Origin of the sequence: Mesorhizobium sp. M2A.F.Ca.ET.043.05.1.1 (assembly GCF_003952445.1) — a bacterium.
In the GTDB taxonomy this organism is placed as follows: domain Bacteria; phylum Pseudomonadota; class Alphaproteobacteria; order Rhizobiales; family Rhizobiaceae; genus Mesorhizobium.
On record NZ_CP034446.1, the window covers coordinates 5,712,333 to 5,727,573 of the forward strand.

The following is a 15,241-nucleotide window of genomic DNA, read 5'->3' on the forward strand; positions in this document are numbered from 1 at the left end:
TGACTTCATAACCAATCTCTTTTGCGGGTGATTTAGTAACGGACGCCGAGCTTGGCGCTGAACCCGTGTGTCTGGGCATCCGAGGCGATCTGTCCCTGATAGGCGATGCCGAACGTCGCGTTCTCGGTGATGTTTACGTCCAGCCCAGCTTCGAGCAGAGCTGCGTTCTTTGCGATCGGCACGCCCTTGATGGCGAAGGAGGAACCGCCAGCAAAGGCAAGAGCGGTATCCGGCCTGACGTCGCCGAAGGCGTGGCGCCAGCCAAGACCGCCGCGCGCGGTAGCAGTCACGGTGCCGAGGGTCAGTACCGTCGACGCACGCAGACCTAGCGTGGTAAACGCCGTGTCGCTCGAGCGATCCCCGCTCGACAAGGCGGCTGCGCCGCCCTTCTCGGTGAAGCCATCGGCATCAAAATTCACATAAGCGAGATTAGCGTAGGGCTCGAAGGAAGCCGAAGCCGTATTGATACGGTAGCCGAGCTCGCCAAAGGCCTGGAACGTGCCGGCGTCGTAATCGGCCGAAAGGCTGTCGGCGAAGCCTGGAAAGACCACGGACCTGCCGGTCTCGATGCTGTGCCAGGTATAGGCAAGGCCGGAACGAAAACCGAGATTGCCGTTCTGCGTGCCGGCAAAAAGACCGAGATGGTAATTCTCGCTCGAGCCCGACGACGCGCGATCGTCCGCCTCCAAGGAGGTATGGCTGTAGCCGCTGATGAGGCCGAGCCGCCAGCTTTCGCCGACAGCCGCGTCACCGCCAGCCAGAAAGCCGCCTGTCGAGTGATCGAGACCGGCGGCATTGCCGTCGCTGTCGAGATGACCCCAGGCGCCGAAGCCACGGCCCCATACGGCGAAATTCTCACTCGTTGCCGGGGCCAGTTCCAGACCACCCAGCCCATAAGTCATCACCGGAACGCTGGAGGCACCGACGCCGTCGAACGCCGCACGGATCCGTTCGCTCGCGGCATCGCGTACAGAATGACTGTCCTCGATGAGGCCGCTATGAATGGAAGCATGAACCTCGCCTGATAGCATATCGAAAGCGTTGCGGGCTTCCGGCGCCGTCAGGAACAGGATGTTGTCCTGGATCGGATTACCGCTTCCAAGCGCCTGAGCCGCTGCGGCGACCGAGCGTTGATTGAAGGTGCTGGCTACATCGGCAAACGCCGTCGATGTGCGGCTGATATCGAGATAGACATTGTTGGCATCGTAGACGAGCTGGAAATCGACGAAGGGCGTCGCGTCTGTCGCCAGAGCCCCCGTCAGCCCGCCATAGGTGCCGCTTACGCCGCCTGCTGCGGAGAGCAGAGTATATCGGGCATCGACCGATAGCGTTCCCTGCCGCAGCAGCTCGATCTGCGCGCCGCTGTCGATCGCCGCTGCTCCGCCAACATCGATGAGATCGGACGACCTTGCGAGGTCGACCTGATAGATCGATCCGGACTGCTGCGCGAAATCGCCCGTGACAGTCAGTGTGGTGACGATCCTGCTCGGATCGGTCGCACTGCCAGGAGCGACCGTGCCGCCCTCGGAAATGGTGACCGCACCGTAGGTGCCGCCGCCTGCGACGACACCGCCGCTGTTTGCGATAGCCGTGCCCCCGATCTGCCCGTCATTCCCGAGAAAGCCGGACGTGGTCGCATCATGGGAAAGCACACCTGTATCGGCAAGCAGCAATCCCGCGCCGGAACCGACCGTCGTCATGCCGGAAAAATTGTTCTTTCCGCTCAGCGTTTGCACGCCACCGGCAACGAATAGTTTGCCGCCCATATTATTGTTATCAACGTCGAGGTCGTTGATGCTGCCGGCGAAAGTGTCGTTCGAAGCCGTTAGCACCAGGGTACGCTTGCCCAGTTCGACCGTTCCGCTGCCACTCAGGCTACGAATACGGGCATCGTTGTAGGCGTCGGAGATTCCCCAATAGTCGCTGCCATTTCCATGTTCGGAGATATCGAACGTGCCGTCTGCAACGACTTTCGCTGACCGTTGGATGTTGCCGAGCCCCGCAAGCGAGAGATAGGCATCCTGAGCAATATTCGTCTCGCCGGTGTAGGTGTTGACATTCGTCATCCGGACCACCGTCTTTGTATCAAGCGTCAGCGATCCGGAGCCGGAGACGACACCCGCTATGCCGAACCCGCCCTCATTCCCCATGCTCGTCGTGATCCTGCTCAGACCGGTCCCTTCGGGTGCGGATGAATCGGTAGAGAAGTTGCTGGCAGTGACGAAATGTAAAGCGGTATACTTCTTCTCCAGATCGAAAATGACCGATCTGTTTTTGAAGAAGTCAAGACCGGCAACAAAACTGGTCTGGTCATTGGGTTGTTCCGTCGTGCCGCTGGTGTAGGTGAAGTCGATATTGTCCAGCCTTACCGGATCGCCATCCGTTCCTGCGATTGTAACGCTCGGGATGTTGCCCGATGCGCTTACGATCTCGCGTTGCTCATTTCTCCGAACATTTTTAAGTTTGACGCCCGCATCCTGAAATTGCTTCAGCATCGCATCACTGATCTCCAGACTGCCACCGCCCGGTGTGCCGGTGTCGAGCAATACCGCGGTCTTGTTGGGGTCGGTGATTGGTGGGGCTCCATCCTTAACCGTGTACTGCAGATTGTAGCTGCCTTCGTATTCGGTCGAGGCATTGGCGCCAGAGCCAGGAAAATTCTGATAAGAATCCTGATCTTTTTCCTCGGGTTCTCCCCATGGCATGGCATTAGTATATTGGGCCCGGAGGCTTGGATTGAGGTTGACAATCGTGCAGGGGGAACAGCCAGGCGTTTGGTCGCTCTCGGAATCCGGATTCACATTGGCGGAGACCACGTAGCCAGACCTGGTGACACTGCCCATCATGCCCCAGACACTTGTCTTGCCAAGAAAATCGCCGGCCCCGAATGTACCTGCGAAATCGCCGCCTTCGTCTGCCATCTTGCCAGCGGTCATTTTCGCCCGCTGCTCCTTATCGGCGTGATAAGGTTCTTGGAGATCCTGACCATACATATCTTTAAGTCCATCCGTCACGGATCCCGGCGTGCACTTAAGATTGTTGTCCTTGCAATACGCATGGGTATAGACAAAATCGAGAATGCGAGCAGACCGGTATTTCTTATCGCTTACAGACGGCCCGTCGATTGTTATCTTTTGATCTGGATCGACATATGTAAATTTGTCAATTTCCACGTTCTGAAGCTTATTACCATACGTTCCGTCCCCGTACGTATATACGTAAGGCGTGTCGGCAATCGGGCGGACCCCGGTCACCTCTGACCCGATCTGCGTGTTGAGCTGGTCCGAGCCCGTGTCGAATACGTATCGCTGCGCGTTGCCATTGTTGATCTTGGCCCAGATGCCCAGGCGGTCATGGCCTTCCCCGACATACTCCAGCGGGATCGAAATCGGGTCGTCGGCCAACGCTTCTCCAGTTGGAAATGCTACCAGACCCACCCCGAGAGACACAGCCGGCAGGAATACCGTCGTCATCGCGGTGGTTGCCGCCAGAAAGTTCTTTGTCCTGAAACAAGCCTGCATACCTGGTCCTCGAAAAAGTCTCGCAAACTGATTGATCATTGGAACGGCCTCCTGAATGTTGTTTAACGAGACCCTTTATGGCGGCCCTGGCTGACAACAGCCTGAAAGCTGCAAGCGGCATGCGAAAATGGGGCGATCCTGACTGACGACAGATGCTGTCAACAATGGAAGAGTGCTCGGCCTGAAAGCTGAGCACGCTTTATGCTCAGGCTGCTGACAAGGCCAAAGCAGCGTAAGTGCGGAGTGAAATCCAGGGTCCACATGGGTCGTCGCGCTTCCCGTGCGCCTGGGAAGGCGCCGGCCCGGCCAAGCTTTCCCAGATCGTCCGGATGGCGCACAAGATACCGGTTCAGGTCGATCGAGATGGAGGCCGAGGCGTATGCCAAGGCGGTCGACTGCCTGACGAAAGATCAGAATGCGTCGCTGGCGCTCTACGATTTCCGCCGGCAGCGAGCTCAGCCTCCTGCCGGGCATCCGTGTTTACTGGCGACGAGACACAAGATGTGCCCAAATTGCCACCAGACCGTCACCTGCGATGAGTTTCGGCAACTGATTTTGTCCTTTCAATCGTCGCCACTTCCTGGCCGCGGCCAACATGGGCCACTCGAAGGCAGCAGACTGGCGGCTATATGGACGGGCTGTGAGCCCGAACCGGAGACATTGGCGAAATCTACGATCTCTATAGCAACGTCAAGGAGAAGCGCGAGGTGTTGCAGATGTGGTCAAATCACATCGAATGGCTGATCAAGCAGGCTGCGGATGACGCTCTGGCGGCGTAGCTGCTGGCATGGGCGGAAGATGCGGCGCAACAATCGTCAGAGCCTCATCGAATTGGAGATCATGCTTGACCAGCAAATGCGCGGCCAATGCTTCGATGGCTGACCAGTGATCGAGTACTAGCCGGGCCGTGCGATCTTCGATCCGCCTCCAACGGGGGCGGCGCGGCATCAGGAACCGCAACTCACCATAGATTCGCTTGGCATCCGCGTAGTCGCTGCTCCCCTCATTCCCATCGGACGCATTCATCGCCATATCGCGCGGGTCCAGATAGCCTTCGAATGCGGATTCTGCAAAAGGACCTGCCAGACACGCAACTATCACTTGGATCGCTTCATCGCGTTGGAAATGTCGATCCATATCGTTCTCGAAAATCGGCTTTCGCTCCGAGGTGAATCCTTGCGCTGAATAGAAAACCGTGCCTTCGACAAAACCACCGCACTCTCCGTCACCGGCGTCGGGGTAAATACTAACACTTGAGAAAGCAGGGAGTTCACGGTCGTCGTCGAACATCTGACGGTGCAAAACGATGGCGGCCACCGCGTGCCCGGCTTCGTGATGCGCCACAAGCGGCAGATATTGGGAGGCTACCATGCGGTGCGGCTCTCAGATCTAGTTTCCATCCAAGCCCTGATATCGGATTCAAGCCATGCGACTCGGCCGGGGGAGATGCGACGCCGCTTAGGGAACAGGCCTGCCTTCAGAGTCGCGCGGTCGCGCTCGAACTGCGTTCCACTGAAGTGCTTCAGGGTCTTTGCCGACTGGCCGGCGGCCCAGGCAAGTGCCCGCTCGCCCTCTACATCTTCAAGCCAGACATAGGGATCGTCGTCGGGAGCATCCAGCGTTGGACGGACATCAAATGCGTTCATGTCCGGACAGCCTTCAGAAAGAAGGGATAGAGGCTTCCGTCGGCTCGGGAACGCTCAGTGCTGGTAGCGGCGCCCACATGTTCGAAAAGCGTGATCATTGATGAGTTCTTCCAGTCGGTGCGGCATCGCAGTGCTTTTGCGCATAGGGACCGCAACCGTCGTGCCAACTGGGAAAATCGTTTCGGAACAATGCGATCACTCTGGCAGCGTTGTGTCAGATGTCCGACATCGTCGAGAATCCGACAACGAGTGCTCCTCCTAATCACCGGATCAACCTCCGGCGCCAGCCGGTGACACCGCATTCCTCTGTCTTTCCAGGAGACGGCGTGGACATCAATGCCGTTCCTCACCGAACCCGCCTCCTAGCCCTTCGCCTGTGTAGCATACGTCACGGCCGCCCCCCGGTTTGGCTTCAACCTGGGATTACGGCGTCCTCTTTCGCAGAGAAGATCGGGTTGTTCGTGGCGCGCGCAGCGGAGCCGAAGGAGCTTTTTCTGGGTTGCGGATACTGGCATGTCGATATTACGACCGTGTGTCCTTCGACAAGCTTGGTGGCTTCTTCAACCAGAATCTCGCCGCGGAGATCGAATCGTTATCTGCGCCGCAAAGTGCGGCCGGTGAGCGGCGTGGCCCTGCGTTCCAGTTGGCCACGGTCCTCGCTGGGACGAGCAAGTAAATGGCTTGCGCAGCAACGGTGCGATCACACCTGGAGCACGGCGTCATCAGGAAAGCGCCATCCTTGTGCGCCCACGACACCCTGGTCGCCATCGGCCGCATCGCGGGGGGGCAATGTGGGCGATAACCATTCATTGATCTGGGCGATTGAGGGTTCTGCCGGGGCGCTATTGCTGCTCGGTAGGGCTGCGGGCTGGCGAGTCTACCAAGGCGAGCAACGACAGGCGAGACGGCAGACATTACGTGACGGAACTTGATATTGCAGTGCAGCAAGCGTAGAGCACCGCGCGCTTATCGGAGTGTCGTCCATGGCCCTTACCAATGCTGGTAACGAGGCAGAACCTGTCGAACAATCGAGCCATTCTGAGGTCGAGCAGCACAGCACCAAGGCGCTGATGTTGGGCGCACTAGGTGTCGTTTATGGCGATATAGGCACCAGCCCGATCTATGCATTTCGCGAGGCGTTGCATGCATCAGCGGGTGGCAACGTCGCCAGCCGTGGCGACATCCTCGGCGTACTCTCGCTGATCATCTGGTCCCTGACGATCACCGTGACGATCAAATACATCATGTTCGTGCTCCGCGCCGACAATCGAGGCGAGGGCGGGGTGCTGTCGCTTATGGCGCTGGCGCGCAACAGTTTCCCGACCCGCTCTGCGGTGATCCTCGGCATCGGCATCGGCATCGTCGGCGCGGCGCTTTTTTTTGGCGACGCCGTCATTACGCCGGCAATCTCGGTACTGTCGGCGGTCGAAGGTATGAATGTCGTCACGCCGACGTTCCAGCCCTATGTGGTGCCGCTGACACTGGCCATCCTGGCGATCGTGTTTGCGGTACAGCGGTTTGGCACCGGCGGCGTAGGATTGGTGTTCGGACCCGTTACCGCGCTGTGGTTCCTGGCCATCGGCCTTTCCGGGCTCAACCACATCATGGACGACCCGGAAATCCTGCTGGCAATCAGCCCGCATTACATCGTGTCGTTCCTGGTCAACTCGCCTGACGTCGCCTTCGTTACGGTTGGTGCAGTCTTCCTCGCCGTCACCGGAGCCGAGGCGCTCTACGCCGACCTCGGCCATTTCGGCCGCAAGCCGATCGTGCTCGCCTGGCTGGCGATCGTGTTCCCTTGTCTGTTGCTCAATTATGTCGGGCAAGGCGCCTTCGTGCTGGCAAATGGCGGCGTTGTCGGTCATCCCTTCTTCGAGATGAACCAGGGCTGGACGCTTATTCCGATGGTCGTGCTTGCCACGGCGGCGACCGTGATCGCCTGCCAGGCGGTGATCTCCGGCGCCTTTTCGCTGACCAGGCAAGCGGTACAGCTCAACATGCTGCCGCGTTTCGTCATCCAGCACACGTCTGAAAAACAGTCGGGCCAGATCTATCTGCCGCGCATCAACCTGATGCTGGCGCTGGTGGTGATGCTGCTGGTGGTCGGCTTCGGCGAATCCAGCCGGCTGGCCTCGGCCTACGGTATTTCGGTGACCGGCAATATGCTGGTGACGAACATACTGCTTTTTGTTGTGATGACGCGCATCTGGAAATGGCCGCTCGGCGTCGCGATAGCCTTAATGGCGGTGTTCGTCTTCATCGATACCGGCTTCTTTGCAGCTAACATCGTCAAGGTATTCGAAGGCGGCTGGGCCTCGCTTGCCATTGCCGCAGTGATCGTGATGACCATGTGGACTTGGATAAGAGGCAGCAGGTATCTATTTGACAAGACGCGCAGGAACCAGATTCCGCTCGATTTCCTTGCGGGCAATCTGTTGAAGAAGAAACCGCAGCTGGTGTCCGGTACGGCCGTGTTCCTGACCAGCGATCCCGCCAGTGCGCCGACCGCGTTGATGCACAGCCTGAAGCACTACAAGGCGCTGCACGAACAGAACGTCATCCTCTCTGTGGTGACGGCGCAGCAGCCCGTGGTGCCCGACAGCGAGCGGATCATGATGGAAGCGATCAATGAGCTGTTCATGCGGGTGACACTGACCTTCGGCTACATGGAACAGCCTAACATCCCGCGTGCGCTGGCGATCTGCCGCAAGCAGGGTTGGAAGTTCGACATCATGACGACGTCCTTCTTCCTGTCGCGTCGCTCGCTCAAGGCGTCACCCAACTCCGGCATGCCGGTGTGGCAGGACAAGCTGTTCATCGGCTTGGCGCGCACGGCCGCCGACGCGACGGAGTATTTCCAGATCCCGACCGGACGTGTGGTCGAGATGGGAACGCAAGTGGCCGTTTAGGCATGCCCGGTTAAGCAGAATCAATTGGCATTTCGCGAGCCGGTGAATGCCTGACCGGGCGGAGGCCACGATGCTTGCGCCAAACTGGGGTCCGGTTCCAGGCCTGAAGCTTCCGGCCCCGAAAGCCGTCCTTTACGCCTGCGATCATTTCCGTTCCGCATTGTCTTGCCGACCCACCAGTCGAGATGCGCTGAAACGACCTCGCCGGGCAGCAACTTATCATTTGAACCTAATCGATGTGCCGCAAGTCCGACCTTCATTCTTCAGTTCACAGGCTAGCGTTGCCAAAATCGGCGTGCCGCCTAACCGGCGCCGCACCGTGACCTGTCAGGATGCTATGCAGGCGCGAGGCAGAAGCTGGCTCGAGGCCGCCGGCCTGGTGCTGGTCCGGCAGCGGCCGGGCTCGGCCAAAGGCTTCATGTTCCTCTGGAGGATGAGACGGGTGCGGCAAACGTCGTCGTCTGGGTCAAGATCTCTCGAGAAATTCCGGCGCGTGCTTCTTGCGTCGGCCATGCTCGGCGTCCGCGGACTCATCCGGCGGGAATAGGAGGTGGTGCACCTCGTCGCCCACGAGCTGACCGATCTGTCGGCTGGGCTGGCCAGCGTGGGAAACCGCAAGACGCCGTTTCCGTTGCCGCACGGCCGAGGGACGAGGCTCATCACGGCGGATCGGGCATCGATCCGCGCGGCATGCCGAAGGGGCGCGACATCGTCGATGCAGTATGACCATATCGACCCTATCAAGTTCAAGACGCGTAACTTCCGGTAGCGCTTCCGGAGGCCACTTCAGCAGCATGTTGTGCACACTTTTGTCGGACCCTGTTAACTGCCGATTGGCAGCAGGTCACCCCGTGCCGGATCCCAAATGTCGTCGCTCTCAAGCGCAACGACTGCCCGCACCTTTTTAAGTCAGCGAGCACCTCCACCGCCGGACGCCGCCCCGTTTCCTGAGCCGCGGCGTAACGGGTGTATTTGTGACTGTCCGGCTCAAACCACTTCAACGATTCCAAAGTAGCCATGGCGTCGCCCTTGCGGCTGCGCGTGATGCGAATGATCGTGATCCCATCCTCAGCGCTCGCGTCGAATGGAGACACGCTGCCAACGCTTCATCTGCTCTACCCCATCTTTGTTCCAAGGCGGTCGGATCATCTCAATGAGCCCTGCCTCGGGGTGGCCAAAGCATGCATATTTATCGTTCGGCCCCGCATCGAATTATCATCTGCGATGTGGGACTCGATCTTGGGTTGGCGACGGCTTCGCTCCGGGAGTAGACGTCGGACCACTGATAAGTGCCGGACCTTCTCCACAATTTCTCGGCGGACTCATCGTGAACGCTCGATTGGACGTAAATGCGGTTCGCGGAAACGCAGGTCTGGCCGGCATTGCGGAACTTCGCCTGGACCGCACCGTCAACAGCACCGTCAATGTCGGCATCATCGAAGATGATGAAAGGTGCATTGCCGCCGGTTTCAAGGCTGACCTTCTTGATCTGGTCAGAGCACTGACGCATCAGCAGCCGTCCGACCTCGTTCGAACCGGTAAAGCTGATCTTTCGAATCTTGGAATTGGTGCAGAGTTCACGGCCCACGCGATCACCTTCGGACGCATAGATCAGGTTGACCACGCCATCGGGAAAGCCGGCCTGATGGGCGAGAGCAAACATTGCACCTAGCCACGCCACGATAAGATCGAGCGCGGCTTCGTTGCGTGCGGGTCTGTGGTCAGTGTAGGGCGGAGGAAAAGCGCTCGGCGTGCTCGCCCTCGCGATACCACTGGTTCGCGCCGGCAAGCGCCTGTTTCTGAGGCAAATCGCCGAACAGCTGGTAGAGCCTTACTCTCAGGGCTTGGCATCTATGTCGCCTACGACCGCCACATGCAGCCCGTCGCGTGCGAAAGCGGCTTTGTGGAAGGCGCTTAGATCGGAGGGCGTTACGCTAGTCAGCCTCCCTTGGGCGGTCTCGAATACGGATGCGTGCCGTAGGTTCCGCGCCGCCAGGCCAGCTCGGCGATCGCATGAGGTTCGCGCTCATTGGCAATGATTTCGGAGAGAAGCTGGGCGCGTATGTGGTCGAAAAGTGCTGGTGTAGCCGGATGCGGGTCCCGCCGCCGAGAATGTCGGCCAGCAGTCGAGCGCCGCGGCCTCGCACCAGGGACCGCCCATGAATGACTCATGCGAGGCGTCTCAAGGCTGTCCGCGATCCAGCGCCAGATCTCCGCCTCGCCCGAGACGCGCAGAGCTGGCCGGTTGTGCAGGAGCCGTAGGCAATATCCGCCTTCCTCGTTCGGATGGGTAACGCTTGCGATACGGAGTCTTGACTTTGGCAGTCGCTCTGTGACATTACCTATATAAAGGTCGAAAGAAGACGATATAGATCATGCATAGGTCACGGAGACCCGAATGACGGCAGCGCATAAACGCACCTATTCGCGCTACGCGATGGAAGCGCTTGGCCTTTTCGGTAAGACCATCCGGCTGGGCCGGGTGCAGCACCGGTTAACCGCACAGGAGTTAGCCGAGAGAATCGGTGTTTCACGCAGCACCCTGCAGCGCATCGAGAAGGGCGATCCCAAAGTCGAAATCGGACTGATGTTCGAAGCTGCTGCCATTGTCGGTGTGAAGCTGTTCGATGCCGACGGCAATGGCATCACAGCCCTCACAGGCCGCATTGACGATCGCATCGCGCTGCTGCCGAAGCACGTCTACAAGGCCGGCAAGCAGATCGTCGATGAGTTCTAAGGTCCCCAAGTACGACGAAGCCTATGTCTGGGTCTGGCTGCCGGGCGAGACCGCGCCGGTTGTCGCCGGGCGGCTATATGCCCATGACGGACTCGTCAGCTTCAACTATGGCAGGAGCTTTCGTGAACTGGGCAGCGCGATCCCGCTTTATCTCCCGGAACTGCCCCTGAAGGCAGGCGAATTGCCTTTGCTTCCTGGCCTAACCATGCCGGGATGCATCCGCGATGCTGCCCCCGATGCCTGGGGACGACGGGTTATCCTAAACCGCAAATTCGGTGTGAAGGGCGATGAAATCGCGCGGCTCGATATTTCAGAACTGACGTTCCTGCTGGAATCAGGCTCGGACCGCATCGGCGCGCTCGATTTTCAGTTTTCGCCCACGAATTACGAGCCGCGCGCACTGGCCAATGCCACTCTCGAAGAGCTTGTCCAATCGGCGGAGCGGGTAGAGAAAGGTATTCCGCTCACCCCCGAATTAGATCAGGCGCTGCATCACGGCAGCTCGATCGGCGGCGCAAGGCCAAAGGCGCTGATCGAGGATGACGCCGTCAAGCATGTCGCGAAATTTTCCTCGTCTGCCGACCTTTACAGCGTCGTCAAAGGAGAATTCATAGCCATGCGGCTTGCCGCCTTGTGCGGCATCAGAGCGGCATCCGTCTCGCTCGTTCGCGCCGCAGGCAACGACGTGTTGCTCGTCGAGCGATTCGACCGGATCAAGGTCACGGGCGGCTGGCAACGCAAATCCATGGTCTCAGCGCTGACGATGCTCGCGCTCGATGAGATGATGGCGCGTTACGCCAGCTACCAGGATTTGGCGGAGATCATTCGCCACCGATTCACCGCGCCGTCGGAAACTCTGCGCGAGTTGTTCAGCCGCATTGTCTTCAACATACTTTGCGGCAACACCGACGATCATGCCCGCAACCATGCGGCATTCTGGGATGGGGCTAAGCTCACCCTCACGCCTGCGTACGATATTTGTCCGCAGGCCCGCAGTGGCCAGGAGGCCAGCCAGGCCATGCTCATCAGCGGCAATAACCGCATGAGCCGGATAGCGTCCTGCCTTGAAGCCGCGCATCACTTCCTGCTCAGCGCGCCGGAAGCTCTTGCGATTGTTGAAGGCCAGCTCCGATGCATTGCGGAGAATTGGCCGCGTGTTAGCGAGGAAGCTACGCTATCCGGCACAGATCGCAATCTGTTCTGGGGCCGACAGTTCCTCAATCCCTACGCTTTTACGGCGCTGGAAGGAAGCGCCGACGTTCTCCGCGCTCTGGCTGACGAACTACGCAACAGTGTTCACGCCTGATCCGGCGCTGGATTTCGGACAAGCTCGGCAAGCGTAAGACGCCCACAATATGGACAACCCTTGCCGTGCCAGGACGAAGATTGAACAAACGGCTCTTCAACAGTGACAACGTGCACTGCGGAGAGATGTGGAGCTGACACCGCAAAAGCCCAAGACGCGCGACTTCCCGCGATACAACTCCACATAACTGAGCGTCTACAAGCGGTGCAGCCAGCCAAACATCCAGCCATCAAAGCGATGATCGTCTGATCTTTTGCCGATGACATCACGTCGGGGAAGACTTGTTCGAGCGCTTGCCGCTTCATATCGATACCGGCCTGGGCGTAGCGCATCGTTAGTTCAGCCCGAGTGGCCTGGCCATCGACTGATGGTGGCGATGTCAACACCCGCCTTGACGAGGTGGATGGCCGTCGTGTCCCGCAAAGGGCGATGATGGATGCTTTTTTCCGCCAGGGTGGTTCCTTCGCCCGCAGCCATGTGTGCGCAGCAAGTATCGAACACCGAACCGGGTGAGCAGTGTGGGGCGGTCGTTGCTTTGCTCGGCGGGACAGGGCGATACCAGACGAAGGTCACAATCGAAGAGTCAGGATCCCTGAACTCGTGCATCCGTATTGAACATCAGCGAAAACAGAGCGTAATCCCGCTGTCCAGAAGGCGTGCGGCGGTCGATACGCGCCAGGACGCTCTTGATTTCCGGGCTCATCGAGATATTCGACAGGTGCCACCCACGCGCTCTCTTGAAGGGAAGTGTCACCACCAGTTGCAGCGTATCCTAATATTCGGGGTGCTCCGAAATCAGGAACCGCGCAAAGGCATCCATCGCCGCCAGCCTTGCATTGCGGGTCGCAACTGCCACGCTCGACCTCAAGTGATGTGAGAAAGCTGCCCATCCTGTCGGTATTGATGTCGGAGACCGCTTCTTTCAAGAATATCTTCCCGCTCTCCCGCGGCATGAGCCCGTGGCATGCTTCGGCCCAATGCTGTGGATTGATGTTTCTTCATGCCACAACCTCGCTGACGAGACCGCCGAAAGCCCCTTCAAAGCGGTCGGTGGCGATCTCTCGCAGCTTTGGAAGGTAGTGCATTGATTTTTCGTGGAATGGGGACCCTGTTTAAAGGGTGATTTTCGTCCAAACGGGACCCTTTAACGATGGGGTCATCAAGATGCCTCCGGCTTGATCGGAGGCATTTGTGTTTTGGATGTTGGTTTTAGAGACGATTGCAAAGATACGTCGGCTGTCGCTGGTCCAGGGGAAGTCGATCAAGGCGATCTGCCGTGAGCTGAAGATCTCGCGCAAGGTGGTGCGCAAGGTCCTGCGTTCTGAGCAGACGGAGTTCCGCTACGAGCGCAAGCACCAGCCCTATCCCCGCATGGGAGCTCGGCGTGAGACGCGGGACCGGCTGCTGTCGGCGAATGCGGCCAAGCCGCAGCGGGAGCGGCTGCCGGTCGCTTCGACGGCTTCCACTGCATTCCCCCGTCGGTGTCGAAGACCTGCACGGTGCGCTTCGACAACAACAAATACTCGGTGCTGTCGAGTGCCGTCGGTCGGCCCGTCGAGATCCATGCTTATGTCGATCGGATCGCATCCGCCAGAGGATGGCGTGGTCGTGGGAGAACACGTTCGCTCCTTTGGCCGCAACGAGGTCGTCTACGATCCCTGGCACACGGCGCGCGCCGTTCCTTAGCTGGGTCCTGCGGTCGGCAATGGAGAAGGTGCGGCGCAGCTCAAGGCGGTTGATGACGTCGACCGGCAGATGGTGTTGATCCTCACCTGGGTGCTGACCGACGGATTGAGCGCGGTCGAGGCCGCCTGTCAGGAAGCCATCGAGCACGGTGCATCGTCGGCGCCGGTGATCCTCAACATCCTGGCCCGCAGCCGCGATCCGGCGCCGGGCACGATCCTTTCCATTCCCCAGGCGCTGAAGCTAGCTCACGAGCGGTCGCCGACTGCGCCCGCTATGACAGTCTCAGGAGGACAAACAGCCATGGAACGCACCGAGGTACTGGAACTGATGGGAGCGCTGAAGCTCTACGGAATGCGCAGAGCCTATGACGAGATCATGGGCGCGTCGCCATCAAGCGACGGCACGAGCCGCCCAGGATTGTCGGTGATCTCTTGCAGGCCGAGATATCGGAGAAGCAGGCCCGCTCCATCAAATACCAGTTCGCTGTCGCCAAGTTGCCGCTGGCCAAGGACATCGACGACTTCGACTTCGCCGACACGCCGGTCACCCCCTGATGCGCGATCTCGCCCGGCGGCGCCTTCGTCGCCGATCAGCGCAACATCGTCCTGGTCGGCCGCCTTCACGGGTCACCCAACTCGCGCGGAAGGTCGACCGCATTGCGACGGGCGCGTGTCGACTTCCCAACAATGTCAGACAGGAGACACAACGCTATCGGAGCGATCGCATTGCCCGAAACGATTTTCCCAGTTGGCACGACAATTGCGGTCCTATGCGCAAAAGCAAACTAGACCTGAGAGCCGCACCGCATGAATGTAGCCTCCCAATATCTGCCGCTTGTGGCGCATCACGAAGCCGGGCACGCGGTGGCCGCCATCGTTTTGCACCGTCAGGTGTTCGACGACGACCGTGAACTCCCTGCTTTCTCAAGTGTTAGTATTTACCCCGACGCCGGTGACGGAGAGTGCGCTGGTGTTGTCGAAGGCGCGGGTTTTTATTCAGCGCAAGGAGTCACCTCGAAGCGAAAGCCGATTTTCGAGGACGATATGGATCGATATTTGAAACGCGATTGTGCGATCCAAGAGATAGTTGCGTGTCTGGCAGGTCCTTTTGCAGAATCCGCATTCGAAGGCTATCTGGACCCGAGCGATATGGCGATGAATGCGTCCGATGGGAATGAGGGGAGCAGCGACTACGCGGATGCCAAGCGAATCTATGGTGAGTTGCGGTTCCTGATGCCGCGCCGCCCCCGTTGGAGGCGGATCGAAGATCGCACGGCCCGGCTAGTACTCGATCACTGGTCAGCCATCGAAGCATTGGCCGCGCATTTGCTGGTCAAGCATGATCTCCAATTCGATGAGGCTCTGACGATTGTTGCGCCGCATCTTCCGCCCATGCCAGCAGCTACGCCGCCAGAGCGTCATCCGCAGCCTGCTTGA

The 15,241-nt window shown here is 59.2% G+C and carries 7 protein-coding genes and 4 pseudogenes; 7 read left to right on the forward strand and 4 right to left on the reverse strand.

What is annotated here, in order from left to right; all coding sequences use genetic code 11:
• Nucleotides 1-32: 32 nt before the first annotated feature.
• The 3 genes from EJ069_RS27550 to EJ069_RS27560 all read right to left on the reverse strand — a co-directional run bounded on the left by EJ069_RS27550 (nucleotide 33) and on the right by EJ069_RS27560 (nucleotide 5,167).
• Complete coding sequence (locus tag EJ069_RS27550; RefSeq protein ID WP_126063909.1) at nucleotides 33-3,560, reverse strand: autotransporter domain-containing protein; 3,528 nt, start codon at nucleotides 3,558-3,560, stop codon at nucleotides 33-35.
• Between the two features lie 705 nt (nucleotides 3,561-4,265).
• Nucleotides 4,266-4,892, reverse strand: a complete 627-nt coding sequence (locus EJ069_RS27555; protein WP_126063910.1) for a hypothetical protein — start codon at nucleotides 4,890-4,892, stop codon at nucleotides 4,266-4,268.
• Nucleotides 4,886-5,167, reverse strand: a complete 282-nt coding sequence (locus EJ069_RS27560) for an AlpA family phage regulatory protein (protein WP_126063911.1) — start codon at nucleotides 5,165-5,167, stop codon at nucleotides 4,886-4,888. Before EJ069_RS27560 ends, EJ069_RS27555 begins: the two co-directional genes overlap by 7 nt.
• 983 nt (nucleotides 5,168-6,150) lie before the next feature.
• Here EJ069_RS27560 and EJ069_RS27565 point away from each other — a divergent pair.
• Together EJ069_RS27565 and EJ069_RS33955 are read left to right on the forward strand one after the other, a co-directional pair.
• Nucleotides 6,151-8,076 (forward strand): potassium transporter Kup, encoded by a 1,926-nt coding sequence (locus tag EJ069_RS27565; RefSeq protein ID WP_126063912.1) that lies wholly within the window; start codon nucleotides 6,151-6,153, stop codon nucleotides 8,074-8,076.
• A 307-nt stretch (nucleotides 8,077-8,383) separates the two neighbouring features.
• Nucleotides 8,384-8,845: pseudogene (locus EJ069_RS33955) on the forward strand (OB-fold nucleic acid binding domain-containing protein); the annotation flags it as partial.
• A gap of 511 nt (nucleotides 8,846-9,356) precedes the next feature.
• On the opposite strand, the pseudogene EJ069_RS27575 reads toward EJ069_RS33955, so the two are convergent.
• Nucleotides 9,357-9,742: pseudogene (locus EJ069_RS27575) on the reverse strand (aldehyde dehydrogenase family protein); the annotation flags it as partial.
• Nucleotides 9,743-10,474: 732 nt separating this feature from the next.
• Here EJ069_RS27575 and EJ069_RS27585 point away from each other — a divergent pair.
• From EJ069_RS27585 to EJ069_RS27605, 5 genes and pseudogenes are all read left to right on the forward strand, one after another.
• Nucleotides 10,475-10,813 carry a helix-turn-helix transcriptional regulator gene (locus EJ069_RS27585; protein ID WP_245456329.1) on the forward strand — a complete coding sequence of 113 codons (339 nt, stop codon included), beginning with the start codon at nucleotides 10,475-10,477 and terminating at the stop codon, nucleotides 10,811-10,813.
• Complete coding sequence (locus EJ069_RS27590; RefSeq protein ID WP_126063913.1) at nucleotides 10,803-12,119, forward strand: HipA domain-containing protein; 1,317 nt, start codon at nucleotides 10,803-10,805, stop codon at nucleotides 12,117-12,119. Before EJ069_RS27585 ends, EJ069_RS27590 begins: the two co-directional genes overlap by 11 nt.
• A 1,442-nt stretch (nucleotides 12,120-13,561) precedes the next feature.
• Nucleotides 13,562-14,095: pseudogene (locus EJ069_RS33525) on the forward strand (IS21 family transposase); the annotation flags it as partial.
• 10 nt (nucleotides 14,096-14,105) lie between these two features.
• Nucleotides 14,106-14,419, forward strand: a pseudogene (locus EJ069_RS33530) (ATP-binding protein); the annotation flags it as partial.
• Between the two features lie 192 nt (nucleotides 14,420-14,611).
• Entirely contained in the window at nucleotides 14,612-15,241 is a 630-nt protein-coding gene (locus EJ069_RS27605) for a hypothetical protein (protein ID WP_126063914.1), read from the forward strand.